We start from the raw sequence: 14,443 nt of genomic DNA on the forward strand, positions 1-14,443 counted from the left end.
CGGCGCGTGTATTTCGCAGCCGGGATCGCCGTCAGGGGTTGCGGATGAGGGTCGAGACGCCGCGATGCCAGTCCTTCAAGGCGTCCGAAACGTTGTCGGTCGGCGGATGCTTGTGCCACTCGATCAGGAAGGCGTAGTCCTGGCCGGCGATGGTCCGCACCACATGCGCGCCGACCGGCAGGCCGTTCGGGTTCGCCGGCGACTTGACCGTGGCCAGGACCTTTTTCGCCTCGGCGCCGACCAGCACCGGGACGGCGCCGACAAGCCGGCGATATCCCTGCGGCGCGGGCACCGGCCGTCCGCGCGCCGGTTCCGGCCCGGTCGTGCCGGAGAGCAGCGACAATGCCGACTGCAGCACGGCTGTGGCGCCGCCCAGCCCGCCCGTCAGCGCTGCCGTCCACGACGTTCCTGTCGCCGCCGTCGCCTGCTCCATCGCGGCCTCGGCCTTTGCCTTGGCCTTCGCCTTGGCTTCAGGGGTGTTCTCCTGCTTGGTGGCGTGCTCGACCATCGCCCACAGCACTGCCACGCTCCTGGTGACCGGGTCGGCGTCCCACCAGGAAGACGTGTCGTTCTCGGCCGTCTTTGTCGGCTTGATCGAGACATGCATGTGGTGCGTATGCGGCTTCTCGCCGGTGTAGTCCCGCCAGACCCAGTCGGTGGCTTCGACCGTGCGGCGGTCGAAGATGATCTTCCGCACGCGCGCGTCTTGCCGGATCGAGAGCAAGGCCGCCAGCAGCAGGCAGTGCACGCCGTTGTTGGGATCGTGCGTCAGATCAAAGGCATGCACGATGCCGCTCGCATCCGGATTGTGATCCGACTGCCGGCGCGCGTGCTCGGCGTCGCCGATGATGCCATCCCCGCCCCGCTTTCGTTTCGGCCACAGGGTGTTGGCTTCCGTCAATGCCGCTGCCACGGACGGGGCGGGACGCCAGGACATGGTTTTCTCCTGATCCGTGTCTCATTTCACACCCAGTCTACGGAAGGTGACCTGCGATGGCGTCAACCCTAGGGTTGATGCGTTGGTTGATTCACGGATTGCACGGCTTGTCGCGAGACGCACCGCCCGTCGATCGGTATAGTCGTCGCGGGCCGATGCCGACGCCGGATGTGGGCAAGACAATTTGCGAAGCTCGAGCGGAACAGCGATCGCAAGAACGCCCTAGACGTTGAAGCAGATACGCTCCCCGCTGCCTCCGGCGTCGTCGCTGCGGATACCTTGAAGCGAGCCGGGGCCATGCACGAAGATCAGGCGGCGCACAGCGTGGAGGGGGATCGCCGGGCGAGCAGCCTGGACGGGATCTGGCGCATGGAATGGGGCCTCGTCGGATCCGACGATGGCGGCTTCGGCGGCATTCCGTTCGCCGTGCTGGTGCAGCGGCGGCGGGCCTGCGGCATCGATCGCCGCGGTGTGCTGCTCACCGCCGTGTTCGGACGGCAGACGGAGGACAGCGTCGAGGTGGCGGCCTGGTCCGACACGGCGGTCGTAGACGTCGATCATGTGCTGCGGCCGGCGGACGGGATCCATGTCCGCCAGGAACAGTCCTACCGCGGCAGGCTGGACGTCGTGCGCCAGAGCGGCCTGCTGCGCCTGGTCGGGACCATTTCGCACGGGGGCAAGGCCTTCAACGTGCGGCTGGAGCTGGTGGGAGCATTGCCGTAGACCAGCGTCGATGCTCACGATCGTCATGCCCGTCCTCGACGAGGCCGCCACCGTCGTGGACGCCCTGCGGCGCCTGCAGGACCTGCGTGCCCGCGGCTGCGCGGTGATCGTCGTCGACGGCGGCAGCCACGACGCGACCGCGGACCTGGCGCGGCCGCTGGCGGACCGGGTGGCAGTGGCGCCGCGCGGCCGGGCGGTGCAGATGAACGCCGGCGCCGCCCTGGCGCAGGGCGATGCGCTGCTGTTCCTGCACGCCGACACGCTGCTGCCGCCGGACGCTGACCGCTGCATCGCAGACGCCTTGGCCGGCGGCGCCGATTGGGGGCGCTTCGACGTGCGCATCGACGGCGCGCATCCGATGCTGGCGGTCGTGGGCTGGTCGATGAACCTGCGGTCGCGCCTCACCGCCATCGCCACCGGCGACCAGGCGATGTTCGTGCGCCGCGACGTCTTCACCGCCGTTGGCGGCTTTCCGGACATCCCCCTGATGGAGGACATCGCGCTCTCGCGCACGCTCAAGCGGCGTGGCCGCCCCGCCTGCCTGCGCCCGCGGGTCACGACCTCCGGCCGGCGCTGGCAGAAGCATGGTGTCCTGCCCACCATCCTGCTGATGTGGCGGCTGCGCCTGGCCTATTTCCTGGGCGCCGATCCCGGTGAGCTCGCGGTGCGCTATGGCTATCGACCGGCCCGGCGCTGAGGCCGTCGCCATCTTCGCGCGGGCGCCGGTGGCGGGCCAGTGCAAGACCCGCCTGATCCCGCTGCTGGGCGCCGACGGTGCTGCCGAGCTGCACCGGCGCATGATCGTGCGCACGGTCAGGAGCGCGCTCGCCGCCGGGATCGGACCGGTGGCGCTGTGGTGCACGCCCGGCACGGCGCATCCGCTGTTCGCCGCCCTGCACCGCGACCACGGGATCGTGCTGCATCCGCAGGCCGGCGATGGCCTGGGCGAGCGCATGCTGGCGGCCTTCCAGGCGCAGCCGGCCGGCCGGCCCCTGCTGCTGATCGGCACCGACTGCCCGGCCCTCACCCCGGCGCATCTGCGGGCCTGCGCCGACGCCCTGCTTGCGGGCGACGACGCCGTGTTCCTGCCCACCGAGGACGGCGGCTATTTCCTGGTCGGCCTGCGGGCGCCGCGGCCCGACCTGTTCACCGCCATGCCGTGGAGCACCGACCAGGTCATGCCGATGACGCGCCGGCGCCTGCATGATGCCGGGCTGCGCTGGCGCGAGCCCGCCATCCTCTGGGACGTCGACACGCCGGCCGACGTCGCGCGCCTGCGCCAGTCGGGGCTGATGGCGGTGCCGTAGCTATCCCAGCACCCGGCCGGCGACGGCGTCGAGCTTGCGCAGCAGCGCGGGATCGCGGGCTTCGGGGGCCGTGATGATGGCGTAGGTGAGCGCCGTGTCCGAGCCGATCGGACAGGGCTCGTGCTCGGCCGGGAAGTCGGCGGCCAGCCGCGCCACCAGCCGCTTGGCGCTGTCAGCATTGGCGTGCATCACGGCCAGGATCTTGGCCACGTCGACGGTGCCGTGGTCCTCGTGCCAGGAATCGTAGTCGGTCACCATGGCCACCGAGGCGTAGCAAAGCTCGGCCTCGCGCGCGAGCTTGGCTTCCGGCATGTTGGTCATGCCGATCACGGCGCAGCCCCATTCGCGATACAGCCGGCTCTCGGCCAGGGTCGAGAACTGCGGCCCTTCCATCGCCAGGTAGGTGCCGCCGCGGTGCAGCGCGATGGCCTCGGCCCTGGCTGCCGCCTCGAGCCGGTCGAGCAGGCGTGGGCTGACCGGATCGCCGAAGGCGACATGCGCCACGCAGCCGGTGCCGAAGAAGCTCTTGGCCCGCGCCACGGTGCGGTCGATGTACTGGTCGACCAGCACGAACATGCCGGGCGCCAGGTCGGCGCGCAGCGAGCCGCAGGCCGACAGCGACACCACGTCGGTGACACCGGCGCGCTTGAGGGCGTCGATATTGGCACGGTAGTTGATCTCGCCCGGCGGGATGCGATGGCCCCGCCCATGGCGCGGCAGGAACACCATCGGCAGGTCGCCCAATGTGCCGAAGCAGAGCGCGTCGGACGGCTCGCCCCACGGCGACTCCACCTTCTGCCACCGCACCTCGCGCAGGCCCGGCAGATCGTAGATCCCCGACCCGCCGATCACGCCCAGAACCGCCTTCACCATCGCTGCGCTCTCCTCTTCACCACTCTCGAATTCTTGATGCGCCGGCATGGGCCGGCCCTGTAGGCTGCCGCCATGAATGCGCTCGCACCACGCCTCGACCCGGCCAAGTTCCGCGATCCCTGGACGACCGCCAAGGGCGAGCAGCGCGCCGAGGTCGCGCTGCAGTCGCTGGACACCTTGTGGTTCAACACCGGCACGCTCTGCAATCTCACCTGTCGCAACTGCTACATCGAATCCTCGCCCCGCAACGACCGGCTGGCCTATCTGACGGCCGCCGAGGTGGCGGAATACCTCGACGAGATCCAGCGCGACAATCTCGGCACCCGCCTGATCGGCTTCACCGGCGGCGAGCCGTTCATGAACCCCGAGCTGCCGGCGATGCTGGCGGACGTGCTGGAGCGCGGCTTCGAGGCGATGGTGCTGACCAACGCCATGAAGCCGATGCACAAGATGAAGCCGGCGCTGCTGGCGCTGCGCGCGCGCCACGGCGAACGGCTCACGATCCGCGTCTCGCTGGATCACTACGGCATGGCCCTGCACGAGGCCGAGCGCGGGGCGCGCACGTGGCAGCCGACCCTGGATGGGCTGGTGTGGCTGGCGCGCAACGGCTTTGCCGTGCACGTGGCCGGGCGGCGCTTCTCCGGCGAGCCGGAGGACGCCCTGCGCGACGGCTATGCGCGCCTGTTCGCCGACAATGGCGTGCCGATCGACGCCCATGATCCGGTGACCCTGGTGCTGTTTCCCGAAATGGATGCCACGGTCGACGTGCCCGAGATCACGGTCGCGTGCTGGGGCATCCTCAACAAATCGCCCGACAGCGTCATGTGCGCCTCCTCGCGCATGGTGATCAAGCGCAAGGCCCAGGCGCACCCGGCGGTCGTGGCCTGCACCCTGCTGCCCTACGACGCCCAGTTCGAGCTCGGCCGCACGCTGGCCGACGCCAGCGGCGCGGTGCGCCTGAACCACCCCCATTGCGCCAAGTTCTGCGTCCTGGGTGGCGCCGCCTGCAGCCGGAGCTAAATAAAGGCCATGACCACCGTGCACGACAACAAGGCGCAGGGGCGCTACGAGCTGACGGCAGGCGACGCGCTCGCCGTCGCCTACTACCACCCGCAGGACGGCTGCCTGGTGTTCACGCACACCGAGGTGCCGCGGGCGCTGCGCGGCCAGGGCATCGCCTCGCGGCTCATCGAAGGCGCGCTGGACGATGCCCGCGCCCAGGGCCGCTGCGTGGTGCCGGCCTGCTCCTTCGTCGCCGACTTCATCGACCGCCACCCCCAGTATCGCGACCTGCTGCGATAGTCGCATCGCTGCGCAAGAAAAACCCGGCAACCAAAGCCTTCCGGCCGGCGTTGTGTCCACATCATGGCGGGCCGGTGACGGCCCAATGGCGATTCTGGAGCAGGAAATGGCCGACGACCCGATCGCGCGCTTCCCGCATCGCGAGGTGCCCGAAACCGCTTATCATACGGATGTGGATGACTTCGATGACTTCGACGACTTCGTCGACCCGGACGATGGCGAGGATTGCCGGGCCGGCCTGCTGGACCTCGACCGGCCCGAAGACGACGACATGTAGCCCGGGGAGCGCGGGCGTATCGCCCGCATCATGATCATGAGCGGGCCGGAGGCCCGCGCTCCGAGGACGCTCAGGCCAGGACCTCCCTGTTGACGACGTTGTCCGGGTTGGGCTTGCCGTCGAAGACATCGAGCACGTTCTGCACCGTCGCCGCGGCCATGCGCGCCAGGGCCTCGGCGGTGACGCCGGCCATGTGCGGCGCGAAGATGATGTTGGGCAGCGCGCACAGCTTGTGCGCTTCCGCCGGCGGCTCCTTGTCGAGCACGTCGAGGCCGGCGGCCCGGATGGTGCCGCCCTTCAGCGCGTCGTAGAGCGCATCCTCGTTGATGATGCCGCCGCGGGCGGTGTTCACGATGTAGGCCGTGCGCTTCATCGCCGCCAGCTCGCCGCGCCCGATCAGGTCGACAGTCTCGGCGTTCTTGGGGCAGTGCACGGTCACGAAGTCGGCACGCGCCAGGCCGTCCTTGAGGTTGGCCACCGGCTCGCAGCCCGAGCCGCGGATCACGGCCGGCGGCACATAGGGATCGTAGACCAGCACCTCCATGTCCATGGCCAGGCAGCGCTTGGCGGTGCGCGAGCCGATGCGCCCGAAGCCGATGATCAGCAGGGTCTTCTGGAACAGGTCCACCGGCAGCTCGCCGAAGCGGTCGCCCCAGCGGTTCTCGCGCACCATGCGGTCGTAGTCGGCGCCGCGCTTGGCCAGGCTCATCATCAGGAAGATCGCATGCTCGGCCACCGACACCGAGTTGGCGATGCCCGTGACCATCAGCGGGATCTTGCGCCGCGTCAGCGCCGGCACGTCGACGGTGTCGTAGCCGACGCCGATGCGGGCCGCCACCTTCAGCTCGGGCGCCGCTTCGCATTCGGCCTCGCCGAACGGCGTCAGCCCCAGGGTCACGCCATGCGCGTCCTTCAGCGCGGCATGGAACGCCTCGGTCGAGAACTTCCCGAGCACGACCGCCTCGACATCGGGCCGGACCTTCAGCAGCGCCATGCCCGCCGCCGGCACCGGCGTCGGCATCACGATCTTCCACTTGTTCTGCATTATCGTTCCTTCTGCTTCGGCGCGTGCCCGTCATCCCGAGCGCAGCAAGGGATCTCCCGCGAACGGAGCCTCGATCCTCGGGAGATCCCTCGCTGCGCTCGGGATGACGGGTTGGACAGCGCGCTACTCCGCGGCGACCTTGTTGCCGGCGCGGGCGGCCTGGATGGCGCGCCAGATCGAATGCGCCGTGGCCGGCATGTCGACATGGGTGATGCCGGTCTGGGGATGGAGCGCATCGACGATGGCGTTGATCACCGCCGGCGGCGCGCCGATGGCGCCCGCCTCGCCGGCGCCCTTCACGCCCAGCGGGTTGGTGGTGCAGGGCGAGTTGTGCAGGTCGAAATGCACGTGCGGCACGACATCGGCCCGCGGCATGGCATAGTCCATGAACGAGCCCGACAGCAGCTGGCCGGTGTCGTTGTCGTAGACGGTGTGCTCGGTCAGCGCCTGGCCGACGCCCTGGCCGATGCCGCCATGCACCTGCCCCATCAGCAGCAGCGGGTTCATCACGGCGCCGAAATCGTCGACCACCGTGTAGCGGTGGATGGTCACGGTGCCGGTGTCGGGATCGACCTCCAGCTCGCAGATATGGCAGCCGTTGGGGAACGTCGCGTGCGTGCCCTCGCGGGTGAACGAGTCGTCGAGGCCCGGCGTCTCGTCGGCCGGCAGGTTCTTGGCGTCGCGCGCCGCCTTGGCCGTCTCGAACAGCGACAGCCGCCGGTCGGTGCCGACGATGGCGAAGCTGCCGTCCTTGTACTCGATGTCGCCGGCCGAGGCCTCCAGCACCGTGGCCGCCACCAGCTTGCCCTTGGCGATGATCTTGTCGGAGACGCCGAGCATGGCGGCGCCGCCCACCGGCGAGGCGCGCGAGCCGCCGGTCATGCCGTCGGGCACCACGTCGCTGTCGCCTTGCACGATGCGGATGCGCTCGGCATCGACGCCCAGCCTGTCGGACAGGATCTGGGTGTAGAGGGTCTCGTGGCCCTGGCCGTTTGTCTGGTTGCCGATATAGGCGGTGAGCGTCTCGTCGTCGTTGAACTTGATCACGGCCGTGTCGGGCGTGCCGCCGCCGCACTTCTCGACATAGGTGGCGAGCCCGATGCCGCGCCACTTGCCGCGCTTGGCCGAGTCGGCGCGCCGCGCCGCGAAGCCCTGCCAGTCGGCCTTCTCCATGGACTTGCGCATGACGGCTTCGAACTTGCCCGAGTCCATCACGTCGCCCAGGGCCGTGGTCCACGGGATCTGGTCGGGGCGGACCAGGTTGCGGGCCCGGATCTCGTCGGGCGTGAGCCCGGTCTCGCGCGCGATGTGATCGACGAAGCGCTCCAGCAGATAGGCCGCCTCCGGCCGGCCGGCGCCGCGATAGGCGTCGGTGGGCACGGTGTTGGTCATGATGCCCTTGACGTTCACGTAGATCGCCGGCGTCTGGTAGAGGCCGGCCAGCATGCCGGTGCCGGCCATGGTCGGGATGAACGTGCTGAAGTGCGACAGGTAGGCGCCCAGCGCCGCGTAGGTGGTGACGCGCAGGCCCAGGAAGCGGCAATCCTTGTCCAGCGCCATCTCGGCGAACGAGACATGGTCGCGGCCCTGCACGTCCGACAGGAAGGCTTCCTGGCGGTCGGGGATCCACTTCACGGTGCGCTTCAGTAGCCGCGAGGCCCAGACCACCATCGGGTACTCGGGATGGACGAAGATCTTCATGCCGAAGCCGCCGCCGACATCGCCGGTGCGCACCCGCAGCTTGTCCTGGCCGATCTTCAGCACCATGTCGGCGACATAGGGCCTGATGACGCTGACGCCCTGGGACGACAGCCACAGCGTCGAGCGGTCGCCGGCGGCCTCGTAGGTGGCGATGGCGCCGCGCGGCTCCATCGAGTTCACCACCAGGCGGTTGTTGACCAGGCGCAGCTTCACCACGCGATCGGCCTTGGCGAAGGCGGCATCGGTGCCGGCGCGGTTGCCCATCTCCCAGTCGAAGCACTCGTTGCCCTTGATCTCGTCCCAGATCTGCGGCGCCCCCTTCTCCGCGGCGCCGAACGTGTCGACCACGGCCGGCAGCGGGTCGTAGTCGACCTCGATCAGCTCGGCGGCGTCCTTGGCCTGCTCCAGGGTCTCGGCCACGACCAGGGCCACCGGGTCGCCGACATGGCGCACGCGGCCCTGGGCCAGAATCGGGCGCCTGGTGTCGCCGCGCATGGAGCCGTCGCGGTTCTGCAGCGGCACCAGGCAGGGCAGGTCGCCGAAGCCGGCGGCCTTGACGTCATCGCCGGTCAGCACGACCAGCACGCCGGGCGCCGCCTTGGCCGCCGCGGTATCGATCTTGCGGATCGCGGCATGGGCATGCGGCGAGCGCAGGACGTAGGCACGCGCCGCCGGCGCATCGAGCCTGGTGTCGTCGGTATAGCGGCCGCCGCCGGTCAGCAGACGCGGATCCTCAACGCGTGTCGTCGACTGGCCGATGCCGAACTTGGTCATGACAGACTCCTGCCCAACAGGGTGATGGCGTATGGCGACGCAAGCTTAGAGGCGGCAGCGCCGGTTGCAAAGCGGCTCGACGCGCCCGTCCCTGTCCCGAGTTTCGCGGTGAAAATCGGAGACATGCGCGCGACCCGCCTGCGCGATTGGCGCCGTCGGCGCGATGATGGATTTGGGAACAATGACAAGGGCTTGCCGCCACCGTGGTCGCCGCTGCGCCGGCAGCGCGAAGCAGCGCGAAGCAGGCTCGATGGCGCCGAGTCCCGCGGGCACGGGCCGCTGTCTGCATTTTCGCGCCGGGAAATCGGGGACAGGCGCCACGCCCGATGCAACGGTCCGCGCGGCGGCAAGGGCGGTGACAACACCTTCACGTGTCGGCCTCGGGTATGATGGGGGGAAGCGATGGTGCTGCCTGCCGCGGCAGCCGGCGCAGCGCCCAGCATGCGGCGCTGATGATTGACATGCTGATTATATCACGCTGGCCGATGGGGCGATACCGGAACGAAAGCAAACATTTTCGACTGCCCTGCCCTCTCGACGATCCGCAGGGGAACAACGGAAGGCGCGGCACTGCAGCTTGCGCTCTGAAGATCAGCGCTGTCATCCCGAGCGCAGCGAGGGATCTCCTGCAAAAGACGCACGGTGCGCCATTCGCGGGAGAGCACCGCGCGCAAAAGGAACCGAGGCGCCGCCCGAATGCGATGAGACGCCGGCTGCTGCGCTGCTGGCGTGACTGCGACTCCACATTCAAGAGCACGACGCGCCGTGGTCAAGGACATCGGCGCGGCAGTTCGCACGTTGAAGACTGCTCGCAGCAACATACATCCATAAATCAGGAGCTGATGAAGAGAGGAGAAGCATCCGTGGCCAGGTCGGACAACAAGCAAGGCACGAAGTCCACGACGGGTGCCGGCGCGCCGGCACCCAGCGACCGCAACTCGCTGACGATCGGCCCCAACGGGCCCATCCTGCTTCACGATGTGCACTTTCTCGAGCAGATGGCGCATTTCAACCGTGAGAAGGTGCCCGAGCGCCAGCCGCACGCCAAAGGCGCGGGGGCGTTCGGCATCCTCGAAACCACCGAGGATGTCTCAGCCTACACCAGGGCGAGGCTGTTCCAGAAGGGCGTGGCCACCGAGATGCTGGCGCGCTTCTCCACCGTGGCCGGCGAGGCGGGCAGCCCCGACACCTGGCGCGACGTGCGCGGCTTCTCGCTCAAATTCTACACCGATGAAGGCAATTACGATCTGGTCGGCAACAACACGCCGGTCTTCTTCGTGCGTGATCCGATGAAGTTCCCGCACTTCATCCGCAGCCAGAAGCGGCTTCCCGATTCGGGCCTTCGTGACAATCACATGCAGTGGGATTTCTGGACCAGCAATCCCGAAACCGCGCATCAGGTCACCTATCTGATGGGCGAGCGCGGCCTGCCGCGCTCCTGGCGCCACATGAACGGCTACGGCTCGCATACCTATATGTGGATCAATGCCGGCGGCGAGAAATTCTGGGTGAAGTACCATTTCCACACGAATCAGGGCATGGCGTTCTTCACCAACGCCGAAGCCGCGGAGATGGCGGGCAAGGATGCTGACTTCCATCGCCGCGACCTGTTCGAGGCGATCGCGCGCAGCGAGCATCCGAGCTGGACACTGTCGGTTCAGGTCATGCCCTACGACGACGCCAAGACCTACCGGTTCAACCCGTTCGACCTGACCAAGACATGGCCGCACAACGACTACCCGTTGATCAAGGTCGGCACGATGAGGCTCAACCGCAATCCCGAGAACTTCTTTGCGCAGATCGAGCAGGCGGCCTTCTCGCCGGGCAACACGGTGCCGGGTATCGGCCTGTCGCCGGACAAGATGCTGCTCGGGCGCGCGTTCGCCTACAACGACGCGCAGCGCAACCGCATCGGCACCAACTTCCACCAGCTTCCGGTGAACCGCCCCAAGGTGCCGGTCAACACCTACATGTTCGACGGCCTCATGACCTACGAGCACAGCGGCAGCGCGCCGGTATACGCGCCCAACAGCGGGGGGCGGAACTGGGCGGACGAGACCGGGCCGGTGCCTGACGGTTGGGAAGCCGACGGCGAAATGGTGCGCAGCGCGTATACGCCGCGCTCCAACGACGACGATTTCACCCAGCCGGGCATTCTGGTGCGTGATGTCTTCAACGACGAGCAGCGGACGAAGCTGGTCGATCAGGTCGCCGGCAGCCTTTTGGGTGGCGTCCGCGAGCCGGTCTTGAGCAACGCGTTCGCCTACTGGACGAGCATCGACGCCGATGTCGGTCGCCGCATCAAGGAGAAGGTCCGCGCCGGCGCGGCATCCAAGCCTGCGTAGTACCGGCTATCGGTAGAAGGTGAGTCGTGACTGTCATCCCGAGCGCCCCTTCGACAGGCTCAGGAGAGGGATCTCTTGCGAAGTGCCCACCGTGCGTCCCGCTCGGGAGATCCCTCTCCTGAGCCTGTCGAAGGGGCGCTCGGGATGACGGATGTATCAGCGACCTGCGATTCCCAGCACCAGGCCATGGGCGACCGCTAAGCCCTTTGCCGCGCGCTCACACGCGCGCCGCCAACGCCAGCAGAAACTCCCAATGCCGGCGCTGCAGCGTCCTGGCATTGCCCAGGCCGTTCGCCAGGGCGTCAAACAGCGCGGTCAACTGCTTGTCCTTGAGGGAAACGGTCGCCTCCTTCAGGGCCGCCAGGCTACGCTTCATCAGTGCAGGGTACTCGCTGGCCGTCACCGCGCGCGCCGCGAAGTCATCGACGAACCTCACCGACTGCCTGACCAGGGCGTTCGCCGATTTCAGCCGGGACAGCCTCCTGCCGCTGAACAGCGCTGCCTGCCAGCGCAGGTTCTGGCAGATATCCGCCAGATCGCCTTCGTTCTTGTCCGCAGTCGTGAGGAGCGAGTCGATGCTCTCCACCAGCGCGCCCGCATGCGACTGAGCCAAGGGAACATCCTTGTCCGACAAGGCGGCTGCCAACGACCTGCCGCTCGCTGCGATACCCAGAGTGTCCTTTCCACCCACGCGCTCCAGCAATCCGGGCAGCCATCGCAGCAGCATATCCGCCGCCCCGGCGATCACCTCGAGGAACGCCCTGCCGGAAATCCGCCCGTCCAGGAGCGACCGCACGCGCTTCGCGACGGGCCCGGCATCAGCAATGCCGAACGCCTCGAGCCGCGTGAGCACCGACAGAAGACGCCCGAGGATATACTTTGAAACCTCGTCCTCGGACTGCAGCCGCGCCGCGACGGCGAAGCCATTGACCGCGAGGCTGCCGACCATCTCGTTGAACACGACGACGGTGTCCCCGGCATCATCGCCTGCCCGCAGGGTCACCCGAACCCAGCGGTGCTCGCCCGGGCTCATATCGGGCACGACCAGGCGCCCGGATTCGCCCAGGCTCTGCTCGCGCCCGCCCGCCAGCATCACCCGGTCCTGCCTGCCCCGCTTCGACGGGCCCAGGCGCGCCCACTCCAGCACGATGTCGCGCCGGATCGTTGCGCCGTTGTGTATCAATCCGTAACGCGTGAACCACCCGCTCGCCGTCGTCGGGCCCAGCCCCATGTTGCGCTGCGCCTTGTTGTTGTCATTGACGACCAGAAGATCCGTTGTCGGCCACCCCGGCGCGCGCCCAAGGAGGCCCGGCGCGACGACAGGATCCTGCGCCGTCGAGATCTCGACTGCCAGGCACAGGTGCGACGAGCTGATCGCGTCGAGATGCCACGGATAGCCCGCCGCCATCGTCAAGACGCTGTCGGCCGCGGTGAAATTGACGACGGCATCGGGCGCTGTGCCGGCATCGACGTAGTTGCTGCCCGTGCCGAACGGCGAGACCAGGAAGTGCGCCGTGACCGCCTGGGCGCTGCCGGTGCCGCGGCGGCGGATCCGGGCAAACGCGAAGTTGTCACCGAAGGCCCCCGGCCCGTTGCGCGGCGCCTCGTTCACCGGACGATTGTTGCCGTCGAAGGCGCCCGGAGCATCGGTCAGGCGTGTCCAGACATCACTGCGCGTGTAGAACTGCGGCTCGGTCGACGGCTCGACACCACGGTCGAACGCCGTGGCGCTGTCGGTCCAGTCGGCGACATAGAAATCCTGATCAGAAGGCATCTCGGTGAGACAGAAGAAGAAGGGGTCGATCGACACGCCAACCGGCGTGACGCCATCGGCAGCCAGCAGCGTGTGCGTCCCGAAGTTCGCGTTGCGCAAGTAGGTCACGCCGATCGGGAAGTTCGCGAGATCCGGCGTGTTGTTGGCCGAGAAGATGCCGTAGAAGTCCTTGCCCGGCGATTTCATGTCCATGTAGTCGCCCAGGTAGGGAAAGAACACGCGCGCGGGGGCATTGGCCGGCACCGTCGCCAGGACGGTGGACGTGATCGTGACGAACGCGTCGTCGCTGCGATCGACCTGTGTCACCCAGCGCTGGTTGGGCGCGACGCCGACAAGCTGCTGGTACAGGAAAGCCACGCGACCACGGCTGTTCACCGCGACAACCGGCGCCTTGGCGTCCGCTACGGTCCGCAGATCGGCCGACCATGTCTGGCCGCGGTCCGTCGAACGACGCACATGCAGCGTCAGATTGACCGTGCCCGGCGGGCGATCGCCCCACGCCAGCCACACGATGCTGCTGTTCCGTGGATCGACGGCGATCGACAGGTCGCTCGCCACCAGCCGCTCCAGCGCCATTGTCTGGAAATTCTCGAACGGCACGTTGACCGCGGTCACCACGCGCTGGCCCGCCAAGCCGTCCACAGCATCGAGCAAGTTGACGAATTGCGCCGGCCCTGCCGCCCAGTTGTCGTCGCGCGCGACGACGATATCGGAGTTGCCGCCGGCGCGGCGGCCGATATAGGCCGCGTACACGGTGCCATCTATGTGGACCGAAGGGCGTATCGGGGGAAGGTCCTGCCCGCCGGTGGCTCGCGGCTCGATGCGCCGCGCGACGAAGTTCGATGGCGGCGGCGGCACCGCGGCGGCGCCATCGAGGGACACGTCGACGGTAGCGGTGCGGCCCGCCGCGCCGTTGAAGTCGTTGTTGCCGACGAACACGCGGTCCTGTCCGGTGCCGGCACCGCGGAACACCCTGGCCGCTTCGACATAGGGCTGGTCGACACCGCTGCCGGTGCGGTCCACCAGCACGTCCATGACGGTCGGCACGGTGAAGCTGGTGGTGCGCAGGATGTTCAGCCGCAAGCCGCCGGGCCGGCGCAGGATGCCCGAGTACAGCCGGCCCTGATGACCAAAGGCGAGCGTGATGTCGCCGGTTGCCGCGCCGGCCGTGCTCGGCACGATATTGTTCAAGGTCCAGGTCAGGCCTGCATCGACCGAGACGAAGACCGGCGCATTGGCACCGCCCAGCGGATCAGGTGTGAATGCCGACCCAGCCACGCGTGCCGGGTCGGCCGGATCGATCGCCAGGTTGGGTTCGCTGTCCTGGTTCATCTCGCCGCTGAACACATTGGGGATCATGTTGACGACGTACGTCATGGCTTCCC

The 14,443-nt window shown here is 68.2% G+C and carries 12 protein-coding genes; 7 read left to right on the forward strand and 5 right to left on the reverse strand.

Annotated elements, in window-relative coordinates:
• Positions 1 to 31 precede the first annotated feature (31 nt).
• Positions 32 to 937, reverse strand: a complete 906-nt coding sequence (locus FHP25_RS20000; protein ID WP_147848728.1) for a hypothetical protein — start codon at positions 935 to 937, stop codon at positions 32 to 34.
• Between the two features lie 297 nt (positions 938 to 1,234).
• On the opposite strand from FHP25_RS20000, the gene FHP25_RS20005 reads away from it, so the two are divergent.
• Genes FHP25_RS20005 through FHP25_RS20015 form a run of 3 tightly spaced genes read left to right on the forward strand, consistent with a single transcriptional unit; the run spans position 1,235 to position 2,967 of the window.
• Complete coding sequence (locus FHP25_RS20005; protein ID WP_147848729.1) at positions 1,235 to 1,660, forward strand: hypothetical protein; 426 nt, start codon at positions 1,235 to 1,237, stop codon at positions 1,658 to 1,660.
• A gap of 10 nt (positions 1,661 to 1,670) precedes the next feature.
• On the forward strand, positions 1,671 to 2,357 hold the full coding sequence (locus tag FHP25_RS20010; protein ID WP_147848730.1) for a TIGR04283 family arsenosugar biosynthesis glycosyltransferase: 687 nt from the start codon (positions 1,671 to 1,673) through the stop codon (positions 2,355 to 2,357).
• Complete coding sequence (locus tag FHP25_RS20015) at positions 2,332 to 2,967, forward strand: TIGR04282 family arsenosugar biosynthesis glycosyltransferase (protein WP_147848731.1); 636 nt, start codon at positions 2,332 to 2,334, stop codon at positions 2,965 to 2,967. Before FHP25_RS20010 ends, FHP25_RS20015 begins: the two co-directional genes overlap by 26 nt.
• On the opposite strand, the gene FHP25_RS20020 is transcribed toward FHP25_RS20015, so the two are convergent.
• Positions 2,968 to 3,840 (reverse strand): S-methyl-5'-thioadenosine phosphorylase, encoded by an 873-nt coding sequence (locus tag FHP25_RS20020; RefSeq protein WP_147848732.1) that lies wholly within the window; start codon positions 3,838 to 3,840, stop codon positions 2,968 to 2,970.
• A gap of 72 nt (positions 3,841 to 3,912) precedes the next feature.
• Here FHP25_RS20020 and FHP25_RS20025 point away from each other — a divergent pair, with 72 nt between their 5' ends.
• The 3 genes from FHP25_RS20025 to FHP25_RS20035 all read left to right on the forward strand — a co-directional run bounded on the left by FHP25_RS20025 (position 3,913) and on the right by FHP25_RS20035 (position 5,419).
• Positions 3,913 to 4,860 (forward strand): radical SAM protein, encoded by a 948-nt coding sequence (locus FHP25_RS20025; RefSeq protein ID WP_147848733.1) that lies wholly within the window; start codon positions 3,913 to 3,915, stop codon positions 4,858 to 4,860.
• Between the two features lie 9 nt (positions 4,861 to 4,869).
• A complete protein-coding gene (locus FHP25_RS20030; protein WP_147848734.1) occupies positions 4,870 to 5,142 on the forward strand; it encodes a GNAT family N-acetyltransferase in 273 nt (90 codons plus the stop codon).
• Between the two features lie 85 nt (positions 5,143 to 5,227).
• Complete coding sequence (locus FHP25_RS20035) at positions 5,228 to 5,419, forward strand: hypothetical protein (protein WP_147848735.1); 192 nt, start codon at positions 5,228 to 5,230, stop codon at positions 5,417 to 5,419.
• Positions 5,420 to 5,489: 70 nt separating this feature from the next.
• Here the strand turns inward: FHP25_RS20035 and FHP25_RS20040 are convergent, their stop codons facing one another.
• Both FHP25_RS20040 and FHP25_RS20045 read right to left on the reverse strand, forming a co-directional pair.
• Positions 5,490 to 6,467 carry a hydroxyacid dehydrogenase gene (locus FHP25_RS20040; RefSeq protein WP_408068536.1) on the reverse strand — a complete coding sequence of 326 codons (978 nt, stop codon included), beginning with the start codon at positions 6,465 to 6,467 and terminating at the stop codon, positions 5,490 to 5,492.
• Between the two features lie 120 nt (positions 6,468 to 6,587).
• Positions 6,588 to 8,939: a xanthine dehydrogenase family protein molybdopterin-binding subunit gene (locus tag FHP25_RS20045; protein ID WP_147848737.1), complete on the reverse strand. Its 2,352-nt coding sequence runs from the start codon at positions 8,937 to 8,939 to the stop codon at positions 6,588 to 6,590.
• A gap of 842 nt (positions 8,940 to 9,781) precedes the next feature.
• On the opposite strand from FHP25_RS20045, the gene FHP25_RS20050 reads away from it, so the two are divergent.
• Positions 9,782 to 11,284: a catalase gene (locus FHP25_RS20050; protein ID WP_147848793.1), complete on the forward strand. Its 1,503-nt coding sequence runs from the start codon at positions 9,782 to 9,784 to the stop codon at positions 11,282 to 11,284.
• A 217-nt stretch (positions 11,285 to 11,501) separates the two neighbouring features.
• On the opposite strand, the gene FHP25_RS20055 is transcribed toward FHP25_RS20050, so the two are convergent.
• Positions 11,502 to 14,435 (reverse strand): hypothetical protein, encoded by a 2,934-nt coding sequence (locus FHP25_RS20055; protein ID WP_147848738.1) that lies wholly within the window; start codon positions 14,433 to 14,435, stop codon positions 11,502 to 11,504.
• Positions 14,436 to 14,443: the final 8 nt, after the last annotated feature.

The organism is Vineibacter terrae (assembly GCF_008039615.1).
GTDB classification, from domain to species: domain Bacteria; phylum Pseudomonadota; class Alphaproteobacteria; order Reyranellales; family Reyranellaceae; genus Vineibacter; species Vineibacter terrae.

Coding starts and splice junctions, on each gene's coding strand:
- FHP25_RS20000 (WP_147848728.1), bottom strand. CDS start 937: ATGTCCTGGCGTCCCGCCCCGTCCGTGGCAGCGGCATTGACGGAAGCC.
- FHP25_RS20005 (WP_147848729.1), top strand. CDS start 1,235: ATGCACGAAGATCAGGCGGCGCACAGCGTGGAGGGGGATCGCCGGGCG.
- FHP25_RS20010 (WP_147848730.1), top strand. CDS start 1,671: ATGCTCACGATCGTCATGCCCGTCCTCGACGAGGCCGCCACCGTCGTG.
- FHP25_RS20015 (WP_147848731.1), top strand. CDS start 2,332: ATGGCTATCGACCGGCCCGGCGCTGAGGCCGTCGCCATCTTCGCGCGG.
- FHP25_RS20020 (WP_147848732.1), bottom strand. CDS start 3,840: ATGGTGAAGGCGGTTCTGGGCGTGATCGGCGGGTCGGGGATCTACGAT.
- FHP25_RS20025 (WP_147848733.1), top strand. CDS start 3,913: ATGAATGCGCTCGCACCACGCCTCGACCCGGCCAAGTTCCGCGATCCC.
- FHP25_RS20030 (WP_147848734.1), top strand. CDS start 4,870: ATGACCACCGTGCACGACAACAAGGCGCAGGGGCGCTACGAGCTGACG.
- FHP25_RS20035 (WP_147848735.1), top strand. CDS start 5,228: ATGGCGATTCTGGAGCAGGAAATGGCCGACGACCCGATCGCGCGCTTC.
- FHP25_RS20045 (WP_147848737.1), bottom strand. CDS start 8,939: ATGACCAAGTTCGGCATCGGCCAGTCGACGACACGCGTTGAGGATCCG.
- FHP25_RS20050 (WP_147848793.1), top strand. CDS start 9,782: ATGAAGAGAGGAGAAGCATCCGTGGCCAGGTCGGACAACAAGCAAGGC.
- FHP25_RS20055 (WP_147848738.1), bottom strand. CDS start 14,435: ATGACGTACGTCGTCAACATGATCCCCAATGTGTTCAGCGGCGAGATG.